Origin of the sequence: Chroococcidiopsis sp. CCALA 051, assembly GCF_003015105.1 — a bacterium.
GTDB lineage: Bacteria > Cyanobacteriota > Cyanobacteriia > Cyanobacteriales > Chroococcidiopsidaceae > Chroococcidiopsis > Chroococcidiopsis thermalis.
On record NZ_PYCI01000058.1, the window covers coordinates 1 to 14,898 of the forward strand.

The following is a 14,898-nucleotide window of genomic DNA, read 5'->3' on the forward strand; positions in this document are numbered from 1 at the left end:
GGGTAATGGGTAATGGGTAATGGGTAATGGGTAATGGGTAATGGGTAATGGGTAATGGGTAATGGGTAGTTGATGGTTTTTTCTCCCTTGTCTCCCTTGTCTCCCTTGTCTCCCTTGTCTCCCCTGCTCCCTGCTCAGAAGCTCCCTGCTCCCTCAGAAAGAAATCTACGTTTGTGTAGATACGGGAAAATTGACTGTGGGGATAGAATTCCTGCTGTAAATGCGCGATTTGGGGAAAGGTTTATGCCGCAATATTTTGGACAACTGCCAACGACTGACCAACCGTGGGTAACTGTAGGCGCAGTGGAGGCAGTATCGCAAAGCGATCGCGCTGTCCAGTTGGATTGCGGTGAGTCTTCTGTATTAATTAGCGTTATTGATGCTCATCTTATTCGCGTGCGTTTAGCCCCTCACGGTGAATTCTTTCCCCAGCGCCCTTGGGCAGTCGTAGGAGACGAAGATATCGAGCGATCGCCCGTTCCCTTTGAAGTTGCAGAAACACCTGACACGGTAGAAATTAAAACAGATCGGCTGCGAATTGTCGTTCAACGCCAACCTTGTCGCCTCACTTGCTTTGACAATTGCGATCGCCCCTTTGCCCAAGATGCTGAAATGGGTATGGGTTGGCGCATGGGTGCAACCGCCGCCTGGAAGCACATTGAGGCTGACGAGCATTTTTATGGTTTTGGCGAACGCACGGGTTTATTAGATAAATTAAGCGAAGTTAAAACAAATTGGACGCTAGATGCTCTAGACTACAACTCCTTGACGGATGAGATGTATCAGGCAATTCCATTTTTTATGGCTTTGCGTCCAGAAGTCGGTTATGGCATCTTTTTCAACACGACTTTTTGGAGTCAGTTTGATATTGGCGCAGCTCAACCTGGAACTTGGAGCATGGAAACCCGCAGCTTAGCGGGAATGCAGACACCACCCCTAGACTACTACATCATTTACGGTCCCGATCCAGCCACAATTCTATGTAGCTACACGCAGCTAACAGGCAGAATGCCCCTTCCGCCTCGCTGGGCTTTGGGATACCATCAGTGCCGCTGGAGTTATGATTCAGAAACAGTAGTACGAGAACTCGCCCAAGAATTTCGCCGCCGCCGCATTCCCTGCGATGTAATTCATTTAGATATCGACTACATGCGGGGGTATCGAGTCTTTACTTGGAGTCCTCAACGGTTCCCCCATCCAGAGAAGCTACTGCGGGAACTAGCCGAGGATGGATTTAAGACGATAACAATTATTGACCCTGGGGTAAAGTACGAACCGGAAGCAAATTATCATGTGTTTGACCAAGGTATAGACAAAGATTATTTCGTCCGTAAAGCAGATGGACAGTTATTTCATGGCTACGTCTGGCCTGATAAAGCCTTATTTCCCGATTTCTTGCGTCCTGAAGTCCGGCAATGGTGGGGAAACTTACATGAAAGTCTTACCAGTATTGGTGTAGCCGGAATTTGGAACGACATGAACGAACCCGCGATCGCCGATCGCCCCTTTGGTGACGACGGTAAGCACATCTGGTTTCCGTTGGATGCACCCCAGGGGAATTCGGAATTCGGAATTCGGAATTCGGAATTAACCCCTACGACTCCCGCCTCCTCTGTACGGGCGGGTTTTGAACGAGAATCTATTGCCGTAGGTGGTGAATCTTTTGCTAAACCCGCCCCTACAACTCCCAATTACCCAGCCACAACTCACGCCGAAGTTCACAACCTTTACGGATTGATGATGGCGCGATCGAGTGCTGAGGCGCTGGAAAAATTGCGCCCCAACGAGCGATCGTTTGTTTTGACTCGTTCGGGTTATGCTGGCGTACAAAAGTGGTCGTCGGTGTGGATGGGAGATAACCAGTCATTGTGGGAGCATTTGGAAATGTCCCTGCCAATGCTGTGCAATATGGGGTTGTCGGGTGTAGGGTTTGTTGGTTGTGATATTGGTGGTTTTGCTGGCAATGCTACAGCAGAACTGTTCGCCCGTTGGATGCAAGTTGGAATGCTCTACCCCCTCATGCGCGGTCATTCGGCAATGACAACTGCTCGTCACGAACCTTGGGTTTTTGGCGATCGCGTCGAACAAATCTGTCGCGAATATATCAACTTGCGCTACCAGCTCTTACCATACATTTACACCCTATTTTGGGAAGCTGCTACCACCGGAGCGCCGATTCTTCGCCCCCTACTCTACCATTTTCCCCAAGACCCCACGACTTACAACCTCTACGACCAAGTATTGCTGGGTGCTGGTCTGATGGCTGCACCAATTTATCGTCCTGGGATAGAACATCGTGCGGTATACATACCTGCTGAGACTTGGTACGACTGGTGGACGGGGGAGGCGTTCGCGGGACCGACTCATATTCTGGCACGCGCACCATTGGAAAAAATGCCTCTCTATGTACGGTCTGGGACAGTCATACCCATGCAGCCCGTAGTACAGTTTGTCGATGAAAAACCATGCGATCTTCTCACACTGCGCGTTTGGACAGGACAGGGAGAATGGACGATGTACGAAGATGACGGACTTAGCTTTGATTATCGTCAAGGTGTCTGGTCAACCACTACCTATCGTGTCAATACAATAGGAGAAGAAACAATCGTTGAGATTGACGCGCGACAGGGACAATGGACACCACCAGCGCGAGAAGTCGTTGTCGAAGTGGTGGGAGTCGGTCAGCAACGTTTTAGCGATGATGGAACGGCTCGCCGTTTGCAGTTTACAGGGAGCAGGGAGTCGGGAGCTTTGTAGAGACGTTTCATGGAACGTCTCTACAAAGCGATCGGTGTAGAGACTTTGCATGTATGGAAAAAATTCTACCTTTTTATAGATGACTTCAGCTTGATGAATGTACTTACCTTTTGATAGATGCCGCTATCTTGGGAATCTGTCACTCTGAAGCAAAGCAATGACAACTGATTCATTGACCGCCAATCGTCGCTCGCTAACAATTTCGTGTAGAGGTAGAGTGCATGTTGACAGATAATTTCGTCCAGCAAATCCAGTCCATGCAAGGACGGTTGGACCTGCTGCTTCATGATGTAGATTGTCCGCAGCTTCAACCAGACCTGTTACCCACAGCACTTAAGGAACTTGGTGTTGCTTCGGAAGAGATTCAAGTCACTCTAGAAGAACTACATCGGCAGAATGCAGAACTTTTAGCGATGCGTAGAGCTTTAGAGGAAGAACGCAGGCGCTACAAAGATTTATTTGAGCTGGCACCGGATAGCTACGCGATCGTCGATCTCTCAGGTACGATTCGAGAAGTGAACCAGGCGACTGCTAAGCTTTTGAATGTATCGCAGCGCTTTTTAAGCGGAAAACCGCTGACTACCTTTCTTAGTGCCGAAGATCGGGAAATATTTTGGTACAAATTCAATGAGTTACAAGGTATGGAAGAATCGCAGGAATGGACGATGCACCTTTGTCCGCGCGATCGCCAGCCTGTAAAAGTGGCAGTTGTGGCAAGTCTGTCTAACTGCGAGAAAACGGGTCAACCTACGACTATCCTGCTATCGCTGCGCGAGATTGGCGATCCCAATCGACATTTGTATCTATCTGACAAACTTGAGCCACACAACCAAAACATAGATCTATCCATCGACGAGCTAGATCTCAGTCAAAAACAGATTTATTTGAAAGGGGAAACGATCCGACTCAGACCGGAGACCGTTTGGCTGGTGTGTCGCGGGATTGTCAAGCTGGTAATAGCCTGCGAGACTGGCGAAGAGGTGCTACTGGGTTTGGCAGGAGTGGGTTCACCATTCAGTGCCCTAGATATAGAAGCTTTCGGACTTTGCGAAGCCACAGCATTAACTGAAGTTGAACTGACCTGTTTTTCTTGGTCAGAGTTAGCGGCAGATCCCGATCTCTCGCAAAAATTATTACCCAAAGTTAACCAACGGCTACAGCAAACAACAGCTCTTTTAGCAATTTCTGGCAAGCGCCATGCCAAGAGCCGCTTGCATCACCTGTTATTGTTGCTAGCTAAGCAAATCGGTCAACCTACGGAGCGAGGTATTCGTTTGGGCATTCGTCTAACTCATAGCGATCTTGCTGCTGCTTGCTCGACCACCAGAGTTACGATCACCCGCATGTTAGGCAAATTACAGGCGGAAGGAAAAATTGAGATTGATAGCAAGAATCATTTTATTGTCTGCCACGAGCAGCGACCGCAGATAAGTGCTTGAAACGAATTATCTGGGAGATCGCGCCCATATAGTTCGCTGACGGTTAACTGTTAACAGTTAACCGCCACAACCGTAAGTCAGTCGATTGCTAAGACCGGATTGATAAATAATGCTATATATTTAGTTGCAGATCTGTTTTAAGGTATAAATTAAATCGTTATAGCCACATAACATTAGATTGCAAACGGGGAGGTACGCTCATCAGCCATCGAATACCGCTCGCCAATCATCAATCGTGAATAATGCTCTTACCTGGATTTCTGTTCGAGCTTTCCCTGATTGTGGCAGTTGCACTAGCATTAGTGCAATTATTTGCTGGTAGGCTGCGATTTCTGAGCGCGACTCCGCGTAGCATATGGTTGTCTGCCAGCAGTGGGGCTTCGATCGCTTATGTATTCGTTCATATTTTGCCAGAATTAGGCGAGGCACAAGCAGTCATTCGAGAAGTTGTAGGTGGATGGCTGGCTTTTTGGAGATACCATATTTACGTAGTCGCGCTTTTGGGTTTAGCGATATTTTATGGTTTGGATCGGGCGGCGATCGCATCGCGTCGTTACAACCGCAAAGAGAGCCGAGGAGATGTAACGGCAGCAAGTGTCTTCTGGCTGCATATCATTGTTTACGGTTTTTACAATACCATCATCGGTTACTTACTACTCAATCGCGATGATAATGATGCGATTGGGATGCTGCAATTTGCTTTAGCAATGGCATTACACTTTGCAGTCAACGATTATGGCTTGCGAGAACATCACAAGTTTATTTATAACGGTATTGGTCGCTGGGTATTAGCAACAGCAGTAATTGTTGGGTGGACGCTTGGTAGTGGCGGTATGGGAGTTGACCGCACGGCGATCGCACTTATGTTTGCTTTCCTGGCTGGGGGAATTATTCTCAATGTCTTGAAGGAAGAACTACCAGCCGAAAGAGAAAGCCGTTTTTGGGCATTTGCTCTCGGTGCGGGAGCTTATACTTTATTATTGGCGTTATCGCCCTCTTCTTCTTAACTATCCTCAAACCTATTTCCTCAAACTTATATAATGATGGGAGTATCGTCATTCTCCGCAGGTATCGTGACCCTTACACCGATCTCCCCCAACTCCCAACCATCTACACAACGTCCTGACTCTTTCGGACGATTTGGACGTTTTGGCGGAAAATACGTACCAGAAACGCTGATGCCTGCCCTAAGCGAGTTAGAAGCAGCGTACCAAAAATATCGACATGACACGGACTTTCAACAAGAACTGCAAAATCTTCTCCGCGACTACGTAGGACGAGCCACCCCTCTCTACTTTGCCGAACGCCTCACAGCACATTACGCCCGTCCAGATGGGACGGGGGCGCAAATCTACCTCAAACGAGAAGATTTAAATCATACGGGCGCTCACAAGATTAACAACGCTCTGGCTCAAGTTTTGTTAGCTAAACGGATGGGCAAGCAACGCATCATTGCCGAGACAGGGGCGGGACAGCACGGCGTTGCTACAGCTACTGTCTGCGCTCGGTTTGGGCTAAAATGCGTCATCTACATGGGCGTACAGGACATGGAACGCCAAAGCCTGAACGTGTTTCGGATGCGCTTGATGGGGGCAGAGGTACAACCTGTAGCAGCTGGTACGGGAACGCTCAAAGATGCCACCTCTGAAGCTATTCGCGACTGGGTGACGAACGTAGAAACAACTCATTACATCCTCGGTTCTGTAGCTGGTCCCCATCCTTACCCAACAATTGTCCGAGACTTTCAAGCAGCAATCGGTCAAGAAACCCGCGTCCAAGCAATGGAAAAATGGGGTGGCTTACCAGATATTTTGCTGGCTTGTGTAGGTGGCGGTTCTAATGCTATGGGACTGTTTCACGAATTTGTCAACGAACCAACCGTCAGACTCATTGGTGTTGAAGCTGCTGGAGAAGGAGTCACTACGGAAAAACACGCCGCGACTTTAACCAAAGGTAGAGTTGGGGTACTGCATGGAGCCATGAGTTACTTGTTGCAGGACGAAGACGGACAGGTGATTGAGGCACACTCGATCAGTGCGGGATTAGATTATCCTGGCGTGGGTCCAGAGCATTCTTTTTTAAAAGAGATTGGTCGGGCAGAATATTACAGCATTACCGATGAGGAAGCGATCGCGGGATTGCAGCGTCTCTCGCAGTTAGAAGGGATTATTCCCGCGCTCGAAACCGCCCATGCGATCGCCTATCTCGATATCCTTTGTCCGCAGCTAGACGGTAGCCCTCGCATTGTCATTAACTGTTCGGGACGCGGTGACAAAGACGTACAAACCGTTGCTAAGTACCTAAAAATGATTGGCGATTAGCAACTCACAATTAGCACTTAGCACTTAGCAATTAGCAATACTTTCCGAAAATACCCAACTAGAGCAGGTAGATCTTCATGATATGCCTGCAAAATTGTTATACATCAATCTAAGTTGTAAATAACTCACTTTTGACTTTTGACTTTTGACTTTTGACTTTTGACTTTTGATTTACGACTTATTCAAGAGGTGGAAACATGGATCGGCAATTCCAACACCCAATGCTACCACAAGTCACTCATGATGAGCTGGCGCGACAAAACTTTGTAAAAAGCCTGAAACTACACATCGTTAAAAATCTCAGTCCCGGCAATAAAAGAGTATACGAGCAAGTTGTCAAGCCCCAATTTGAACGCGAACACCAGCGATCGCCCCAAAACCGTCACGAAATCCGCACTGCTATGCAAGGACACCCGCATTATCGTTGGTGGAGTGCTTTGCGGCGCATCAACCAGGAAATGTTGTGGGATGCGGTTAATACCAGTGTAGAGCGACAACTACCAGAACTCATCGACCGGGCAAAACAGAGCGATCGCCAATTAGGTACGCTGACTCTAGACCCAAATTTCAAAATTCCTGCCTACCAAACCGCTGTCGATATCCATTGTATGCCTGGTAGCTATCACAGCGAATATACAGCAGACGATCTAGCTGCGGGAGCGACCTACGATCGCGGCGTTTATATTTACGGTGCGGGGTGGTTGGGTCCGCTTAACGATGATATGGGCTTGTCCATTGTCAAAAACTACCTGAAACCAAAATATCCCGACTTTCGACCCGCCAAAATTCTCGATTTGGGTTGTTCTGTCGGTCACAGTACTTTACCCTATGTCGATGCCTATCCAGAAGCCGAAGTCTACGCGATCGATATTGGCGCACCAATGCTACGCTACGCTCACGCTAGAGCAGAAGCTTTAGGCAAACGAGTCCATTTTTCTCAACAAAATGCCGAACGGACTCACTTTGAAGCTGCTTCCTTTGACCTGATAGTTTCTCATATCCTGCTGCATGAAATTCCCCTTCCAGCCATCCGTAACGTGATGCGAGAATGCGATCGCCTCCTAGCTCCTGGGGGGATGACGATCCACGTAGAAGCACCTTTGTACAGCCACATGGATGCCTTCAGCGCTTTCATGTATGACTGGGAAACTGCCAACAACAACGAACCTTTTTGGAGTGCCATGCGGGAGTTGGACTTGACAGCCGTTATGACTGAAGCTGGATTTGCAGCAGATCGAGTCATACAAACCTTCGTTCCCAATGGGGCTTGGAAAACTGCGGCTGACAATTCCCAACAAGGAGGAGGTAGTAGAGGTAGCTGGTTTATTGTTGCTGCGACTAAGTAAATGGAGGAAGTCATGGGGATGAAAAAAGCCAAGGGCAAACGCCCCGTTTACTTTGACGAGCCGCAACTCGATAAATTGCTGTCCGCGATCGTCGCGTTAACAGGTGAGGTGTCTGTCTTGCGGGAACGTCTCGATACTGTAGAACGTTTACTGGCGACAAAAGAAGTTATATCACTGGCAGAGATTGAAGCGTATCAGCCAGAGGAACCAGTAGTGCAGGCACGGGAACAATGGCGTAGCGAGTATATTGCGCGAGTGTTAGGGGTATTGCAGGAAGAAACAGTTTCAGAATAATCTAGAGCGCGTGGTCGTACGCTTTTCTTACGTTGCGAAATTGCAAGATTGAAGATCCCCCAGCCCCCGCAAACTCGGGGGTTTTGTTTTGTGCGGCGGGTTAGGGGGCAATACTTCGGGGGTTTTGATTCGATCTCCCCAACCCCCCTTAAAAAGGGGAGCCACTTACGTGCGGGGGTGGCGCGATCGCGGACTTCGTCGCCCCCGTTGAAGCACGTCGCGTTAAAGTGGCGTGGGATAAGAATAGCTTTTTTCCCCCTTTCCAAGGGGGATTAAGGGGGATCTTCAAAGACTATGTACTCTAACCGAGAAGTATTGGGTTAGGAGGGTTCTTGCCTTAACTGAAAAGCCTTGAGTGAAATACGGCTCGCCATACGCTATCAACAGTCTAGTATTTGTCACTAATTCAGAATTTATATAGCTGAGTTTTCAGTAAAATTACTTCGATATATAGCTTCAGTAATAATTCGCTTGTTAGCTAATTAGAGATAAAGTTGAATAGATTTGTAGGCTATATTTTTGCAGTTAATTTTAAATCTTTCTGCAAAAAGTTTCAAGAGTGACCGCATTAGATTAAACTGGACATTTGCTAATTCTTTTAGCAACGGTTCAGTTTGGAAAATAAACTCATCTGCTAATTCTTTTAGCAGCGATTCATCCTGAAAATTTTCAGTTTCACTTGCTTATTCTTTCATTGGAAATCATTGCATGAAGCATTCTGTTTTGTTCAAACTAGCCTTGTGTTCAGTCATTTTCACCACTGGAACAACAATTGTAGCTAACGCTAAAACCCCTACTTTTTACCGAGAGATTGCTAAGAAAAACATACTTGCAAAGCCGAAACCTAATACGACTATCCTAGCTCAGGCTGATACTTCCTCCGTAGAACGAGCTGTTTTCAACCGAATTAATCAATATCGCCAAGGGCGTAATTTAGCTCCTCTAACTTGGGATAATAGCATCAGCAATCAAGCTCGAATTCACAGTCAAAATATGGCAAGTGGTGCAGTTCCTTTCAGCCATAATGGTTTTCAGCAGAGAGTGCAAGAGATTGCCAAAGTCATTTCCTATAGGGGAGCAGCAGAAAATGTTGCGTATAATCAAGGTTACGCCGATCCTGCTGCCAATGCCGTTCAAGGCTGGTTAAATAGTTCTGGACACCAACGGAACATCGTAGGTAGTTACAACCTAACTGGTATTGGTGTTGCCAGAAATTCAAAAGGAGAATACTACTTCACGCAAATATTTATCTTGAAGCGATGAAGGTAAAATTTGTCCGGTTGTTAGAATCCCAATCAACTTAATTGCTAGGGTGCGCCGATCGCGTACCCTATTATTTTTTGATAAAATTAATCATATTTTCCGTGGATTTACCGACATAATTAAAACCCCCTCTACCCTCAGAGGTATTTTCAGTAAAATCTACCTTGAGAGTAGAATATTTTCTCGTTAAACTCATCGGTTATAGTTTTTATATTCGCATTCTACTGAAGAAAGTAATTATTTTACTTATGTATGATTTTACCAAGCTAGCATGTAAACTCAAACTATTGGATCGAGAACAAAAGATATTTCTAGCTAAGAGGACAAGGATGATAATCCTATGATTGAGACGACTATTAAAAACTTTCTCAACTTGCCCGGAGTCGTTGGATTAGGAATTATTCTCATTCAAGAGCAACCGAAATCTTACCTATGTTTAAAAGAGCAAGCCGTACAATGGCAAGTTAAAGAATTTCTCAATCATAATTTTATCCGTAATATTATCAAAAATCCCGATGCATTTGATGTTTTTGAATTCCCAATTCACACGAATTACGTTTATACATATAAAGTGAGTTCGCAAGTCACCTTGTTAGTTTTGACGAGTATGGGACTAGCAGCAATTAAAACGATCGCTAACCTACAACTAAAAACTGTACTCAAAAAAGATGTCGAACAAACAATTGCTATATTTCAGAAATTAGCTAAAGAATTTCCTCTCGTTCGCGCGATCGCACAGCCAATTTCGCAGACATTTCCTCACGTATGCGATGGCAATCAAAGCTTATCTCTCAAGCAAAAAGAAAAAATTACTGTTTTAGAACTATTAAATGCTCTCAACCATTTAAGTAAATTTACCAGTACTTACATGGGAAGAAAATCGACAATAAAATACTGGGATTCTACTCGCCCCAAACAAATTGAGTGTCTGGCATACTTTCAGATGGATGAGAATGCGGAATTCATTTTTACTGGCAACGATGCAGAGATTGTCAATCAAATGCAGCACTATTGGATTAGAAAGTGGACTAGTATCTTTCTCAGAAAGACAGCACTAATTCTACCCAATTTGCCGGAGATGGTTGCCCAAAAATGCTTGAGCGATCGCGAAAAATTTTTAGTTTTTCCTCTCCAAGTTGACAATACTGAATCTCAAACTCCGGTTACTGTATAATAATTTACTATAAAATTAATTCACATCGCACAAAAAATATTTAAATAAAAGTATCTACCCGATTGGGAATAGGAAAGATTTGTATTACAACAACTCAGCCTAGCTAGCCCATCCCAATTCTATTTGTTTTTGCACAGATCCGCTCCCCGAACCCCCCTTATTAAGGTGGCTATGGGGGATATTCTGCGATGTAGTCACAAAGAATTGGTATTACAATAAATTCATACCATTTTGCTTTTTGACTGCAACCAACGTAACTGAACAAATACCAACAAGAGACAAACAATGCACTTGCGATCTGTTGGAGAATTATTAAAAGAGACATTTCAGGAGTGGAACCAGGATAAAGCATCGCGGCTAGCAGCAGCCTTAGCATATTACACGATATTTTCGATCGCACCACTACTGATGATCGCGATCGCTGTGGCAGGTGTAGTATTCGGTGAAGAAGCTGCTAGAGGAGAAATTGTCACCCAAATTCAAGATTTAGTAGGAGAAGCAGGGGCAACAGTCGTACAAACTGCACTTGCTAACGTCAATCAAACCAAAACGGGTATTGTTGGCACTTCGATCGGTCTTGCTACACTTCTGTTAGGTGCGACAGGTTTATTTGGTGAAATGCAAGACGCACTCAATACAATTTGGGAAGTTGCACCAAAATCAGGACAAGGAATCTGGGTATTAATTCGCCGCCGCCTGATCTCATTTAGTATGGTTTTAGGGATTGGCGTTTTATTGTTATTATCCCTATTTTTGAGTACGGCACTAGCAGCATTTAGTAGCTTTATGAATAGTTGGATACCAGGTTTAGCAACTGGATTATCTATTCTCAACTTTGTCGTTTCTTTTAGCTTGATGACATTATTATTTGCGATGATTTACGTCATCCTGCCTGATGTCAAAATTGCTTGGAAAGATGTTTTAGTTGGTGCGGCAACAACGGCTTTCTTATTCACAATTGGCAGAACGTTATTGAGTATGTACCTCGGTAGTGCAGCCGTCAGTTCGACCTTTGGTGCAGCTAGTTCCCTTGCCGTTCTCTTAGTTTGGATCTACTATTCTGCCCAAGTTTTCTTTTTAGGGGCGGAATTTACTCAAGTTTATGCCCGTAAATATGGTTCTGAAATTGTGCCAACAAAAAATGCTGTTTCTGTTGCTGCTAACCGACTACCATCTGTAGATCCTCAAAATTCACCGCGTATCCGCCCTCGCCGCCGTTCTGGTTTTTTGACAAAGATAAAAAACTGGTTTGGCAGACGATGATAGAGGTAAAACCAAACTCATCCTTACTACTGAGGCAGAGCGGGCATAAAATCTGTTCAAATAGAGAAGGTGCAACAATTCTGGATTGATGACAGATCGAGTTTTAATTCTTGGTGGCAGGGGAAGAATCGGCAGCAGTGTAGCCCAAGACATTGCCAGTCATACATCAGCAGAAATTACCATCACTAGCCGTAACCCCGATACAGCAGCCGCAGTTAGCAAGCAACTGGGTTCTCAGGTTCGATCGCTAGCATTAGACTTAGCAGACAAAGCCAAATTAAGAGAAGCGATCGCCGCTTCCAATCTCGTCATTCATTGTGCCGGACCCTTTCACTTCCGTGACGCTAGCGTTCTGAAAACTTGTATCGAAACGGGTGTAGATTATCTCGATGTCAGCGATCATCGGTCTTTTACTCGCAAAGCTTTAGATTTATCTCCAGCGGCTTCAGCTGCTGGAGTGACAGCAATCGTCAATACAGGCGTTTTCCCTGGAATCTCAAACAGCATGGTACGCCAGGGAGTGGAAAAATTAGAACAGCCGGAACGCATCCACTTAAGTTACTTAGTAGCGGGTTCTGGCGGTGCTGGCGTGACAGTCATGCGAACGACGTTTTTGGGGTTACAGAAGCCTTTCACCGCTTGGATCGACGGTCAGTGGGTGGAAATTAAACCATATAGCGATCGCGAAGTCGTAGATTTTCCCGCGCCTTATGGTAAATCTGGCGTTTACTGGTTTGATATGCCAGAAGCTTTTACCTTACCGGAAGCCTTCCCCGTCAAAACCGTAATTACCAAATTTGGTTCCGTTCCCGATTTTTACAATCATCTCACTTGGATTGCTGCCCATGTCTTCCCCAAATCTTGGATGCAACGGCGCAGTGCGATCGAATTTTTAGCCCATGTCAGCCACTATATGACCGATGTAACAAATCGTTTTAGCGGGATTGGAGTCGCAATTCGTGCCGAAGTCACGGGGTTAAAAGACGGACAGCAGGCGAGTTATTGTTCGACGTTGATTCACGATAACACCGCGATCGCTGCTGGCTGCGGTACTGGTAGTATTGCCCAACTTTTATTATCAGGCAAGCTCAAGCATCCAGGAGTTTCGACTGTAGAACAAGCCTTGCCCACAGACTTATTTGAACAAACTATGGCAAGTCGTAATATTCACATTCAGCAGCAAATATATTTGTAGGGGCGCACAGCTGTGCGCCCCTACCTACATTTATGAAAAATGGTAACATCGTACTTCTGGTAGAAGGAATAGATATAGCAGAAAATGTAAGCTGCTCTCATCGTCAAACTTTTTGAGAGACTGTCATGCGTGGGATTTTATCCAATCTAAAACAAGGGCTTTTGCAAAAGCTTTTACTGTTATTTCTCGTGAGTTTACTTGGCTTTTTTGGCACTGCGATCGCGGGCTATTCACCAGTTTATGCAGCGACTTTAGAAGAGACAAAACTCATCCCTCCAGAATATAAACCTACTCCAGAAGAGAAGATCGAGCGGGCATATGAGTATAGCGAAGCCACGGGATTGATGGAAGAGGCAAAACAAGCAAGGACTAACTCTAATCGAAATTTCGATCCCAACTTAAAGGCTAATATCAAAAATATCGATGCTCAAGCCCAAGAAGGTAAAACTAGTCTCAAAGATAAGGCAAAAGGCTTACTGGAAAAAATAGCAAAATAGTACAAATATAGAGACGTACCATGTACGTCTCTATGCATTATTTACTCGCTTTGTTCGGGTAGAGTTGCGTGTTTTGCTCGCCTGCTTTTCCCTCTGATTCTACGCTCGTACCAACTCATTAAAGGTGTGGCACTAATTCCATGTAAAACTACAGAAATAACGATTGTTGTGAAAGTAATCCAGGCAATTTGTTCTGCCGCACTGTCTTTTAAACCTTCACCAAAAGCGTAGAAGAGATAGTACAAAGAACCAACACCGCGAATACCAAACCAACCAAATAACCACCGACTGGCAGGATGTAAGCGACGGCGATCGTATTCTACCGGAGGATTTGTTGCAATCGTGCTAATCCACGCTCCTACGGGACGGATGACAAAGAGTAATAATCCTGCCACAATTAGTGAATTTCCGAGATATTGCCACAAGGGTTGCATTCTCAACAGCGATCCTAGTAACAGAATTGTGCCGACTTCCATTAACTTTTCAATTCGTTCGACAAATTCTAATTCGGACTCGCGTTTTTCTAGATTGTCTGCGTAATTTCGCTGGACGACTAACCCCGCAACAAATACGGCAATAAATCCATAGCCGTTAACAATTTCTGCCAAGGAATAGGTAACCAAAATCGTTCCTAGAGCAACAAAATCCTCCATCAAAACATCAGCAGGACGACGTTTTTGCAGCTTGCGATCGATCCAAGTAATAGCTTTGGCTACGGCAATTCCCATCACAATTCCAGATGCGATCGCCCAAATTAAATCCACGGCTACCCATTGTTTAAACCAATTATCTAAATTGGGGTCTTTGAATAAATGCAAGCCAAAATAGACAAAGGGAAATGCCAGTGCGTCATTCAAACCTCCTTCGGAAGTCAGACCAAAACGTAATTCATCCTCATCGTCAATGTCTGCTAGCTGCACTTCTGAAGCTAATACGGGATCGGTAGGAGCGAGAATTGCACCCAGTAACACGGCTGCACCCCAATTCATTCCCAACAACCAATGTCCTACTGCTGCCAGCGCTACAATTGAAATGGGCATGAGAAATCCAATCAATCTGGCTGTAATTTGCCATGCTCGCAATTGTAAGGGACGGTTCATTTTTAAGCCGCAACTGAACACCGAGACAATCACGACAAATTCGGTCAGTCGTTGCAAAAACTCAGCATTTGGTTGCACTTGAATGAGTTTAAAACCGTAGGGACCGAGAATAATTCCTACAACTAAGTAAATGAGGGCAAAAGAAAAAGGTAAGCGGGAAATCCAACCCGAACCAAGGGTAACTGCTAGCAGCAGCACCCCAATGACAAACAAATCGAGAATATAAATATCCACCATAGCGATCGCCAA

General features: G+C 45.4%; 12 protein-coding genes. 11 read left to right on the forward strand and 1 reads right to left on the reverse strand.

What is annotated here, in order from left to right; all coding sequences use genetic code 11:
- Positions 1-243 precede the first annotated feature (243 nt).
- The 11 genes from C7Y66_RS15520 to C7Y66_RS15575 all read left to right on the forward strand — a co-directional run bounded on the left by C7Y66_RS15520 (position 244) and on the right by C7Y66_RS15575 (position 13,549).
- Positions 244-2,757, forward strand: a complete 2,514-nt coding sequence (locus C7Y66_RS15520; RefSeq protein ID WP_106546291.1) for a glycoside hydrolase family 31 protein — start codon at positions 244-246, stop codon at positions 2,755-2,757.
- Positions 2,758-2,978: 221 nt separating this feature from the next.
- Complete coding sequence (locus tag C7Y66_RS15525) at positions 2,979-4,196, forward strand: helix-turn-helix domain-containing protein (RefSeq protein WP_106546292.1); 1,218 nt, start codon at positions 2,979-2,981, stop codon at positions 4,194-4,196.
- A 242-nt stretch (positions 4,197-4,438) separates the two neighbouring features.
- Positions 4,439-5,203, forward strand: coding sequence for a hypothetical protein (locus C7Y66_RS15530; protein WP_106167794.1), 765 nt, complete (start codon positions 4,439-4,441; stop codon positions 5,201-5,203).
- Positions 5,204-5,269: 66 nt separating this feature from the next.
- The gene (gene trpB, locus C7Y66_RS15535; RefSeq protein ID WP_106167798.1) at positions 5,270-6,517 is read left to right on the forward strand and encodes a tryptophan synthase subunit beta; all 1,248 of its coding nucleotides are present in this window, start codon (positions 5,270-5,272) and stop codon (positions 6,515-6,517) included.
- Between the two features lie 197 nt (positions 6,518-6,714).
- Positions 6,715-7,863, forward strand: a complete 1,149-nt coding sequence (locus C7Y66_RS15540) for a class I SAM-dependent methyltransferase (protein ID WP_106216245.1) — start codon at positions 6,715-6,717, stop codon at positions 7,861-7,863.
- Positions 7,864-8,157: a hypothetical protein gene (locus tag C7Y66_RS15545; protein WP_233222697.1), complete on the forward strand. Its 294-nt coding sequence runs from the start codon at positions 7,864-7,866 to the stop codon at positions 8,155-8,157.
- Positions 8,158-8,865: 708 nt separating this feature from the next.
- The gene (locus C7Y66_RS15550; RefSeq protein WP_015153316.1) at positions 8,866-9,420 is read left to right on the forward strand and encodes a CAP domain-containing protein; all 555 of its coding nucleotides are present in this window, start codon (positions 8,866-8,868) and stop codon (positions 9,418-9,420) included.
- 340 nt (positions 9,421-9,760) lie between these two features.
- Positions 9,761-10,594 carry a hypothetical protein gene (locus tag C7Y66_RS15560; RefSeq protein WP_106546293.1) on the forward strand — a complete coding sequence of 278 codons (834 nt, stop codon included), beginning with the start codon at positions 9,761-9,763 and terminating at the stop codon, positions 10,592-10,594.
- A 285-nt stretch (positions 10,595-10,879) separates the two neighbouring features.
- Positions 10,880-11,857, forward strand: a complete 978-nt coding sequence (locus C7Y66_RS15565) for a YihY/virulence factor BrkB family protein (protein WP_106546294.1) — start codon at positions 10,880-10,882, stop codon at positions 11,855-11,857.
- Between the two features lie 88 nt (positions 11,858-11,945).
- Positions 11,946-13,052 (forward strand): saccharopine dehydrogenase family protein, encoded by a 1,107-nt coding sequence (locus C7Y66_RS15570; RefSeq protein WP_106546295.1) that lies wholly within the window; start codon positions 11,946-11,948, stop codon positions 13,050-13,052.
- Positions 13,053-13,177: 125 nt separating this feature from the next.
- Complete coding sequence (locus C7Y66_RS15575; protein WP_106546296.1) at positions 13,178-13,549, forward strand: hypothetical protein; 372 nt, start codon at positions 13,178-13,180, stop codon at positions 13,547-13,549.
- Positions 13,550-13,590: 41 nt separating this feature from the next.
- Here C7Y66_RS15575 and C7Y66_RS15580 read toward each other — a convergent pair whose 3' ends face one another.
- Positions 13,591-14,886, reverse strand: a complete 1,296-nt coding sequence (locus C7Y66_RS15580; RefSeq protein WP_106546297.1) for a sodium:proton antiporter — start codon at positions 14,884-14,886, stop codon at positions 13,591-13,593.
- Positions 14,887-14,898: the final 12 nt, after the last annotated feature.

Bases quoted from the DNA above. Each gene is read 5' to 3' on its own strand.
- C7Y66_RS15520 (WP_106546291.1), top strand. From the start codon at position 244: ATGCCGCAATATTTTGGACAACTGCCAACGACTGACCAACCGTGGGTA.
- C7Y66_RS15525 (WP_106546292.1), top strand. From the start codon at position 2,979: ATGTTGACAGATAATTTCGTCCAGCAAATCCAGTCCATGCAAGGACGG.
- C7Y66_RS15530 (WP_106167794.1), top strand. From the start codon at position 4,439: ATGCTCTTACCTGGATTTCTGTTCGAGCTTTCCCTGATTGTGGCAGTT.
- C7Y66_RS15540 (WP_106216245.1), top strand. From the start codon at position 6,715: ATGGATCGGCAATTCCAACACCCAATGCTACCACAAGTCACTCATGAT.
- C7Y66_RS15545 (WP_233222697.1), top strand. From the start codon at position 7,864: ATGGAGGAAGTCATGGGGATGAAAAAAGCCAAGGGCAAACGCCCCGTT.
- C7Y66_RS15550 (WP_015153316.1), top strand. From the start codon at position 8,866: ATGAAGCATTCTGTTTTGTTCAAACTAGCCTTGTGTTCAGTCATTTTC.
- C7Y66_RS15560 (WP_106546293.1), top strand. From the start codon at position 9,761: ATGATTGAGACGACTATTAAAAACTTTCTCAACTTGCCCGGAGTCGTT.
- C7Y66_RS15565 (WP_106546294.1), top strand. From the start codon at position 10,880: ATGCACTTGCGATCTGTTGGAGAATTATTAAAAGAGACATTTCAGGAG.
- C7Y66_RS15570 (WP_106546295.1), top strand. From the start codon at position 11,946: ATGACAGATCGAGTTTTAATTCTTGGTGGCAGGGGAAGAATCGGCAGC.
- C7Y66_RS15575 (WP_106546296.1), top strand. From the start codon at position 13,178: ATGCGTGGGATTTTATCCAATCTAAAACAAGGGCTTTTGCAAAAGCTT.
- C7Y66_RS15580 (WP_106546297.1), bottom strand. From the start codon at position 14,886: ATGGTGGATATTTATATTCTCGATTTGTTTGTCATTGGGGTGCTGCTG.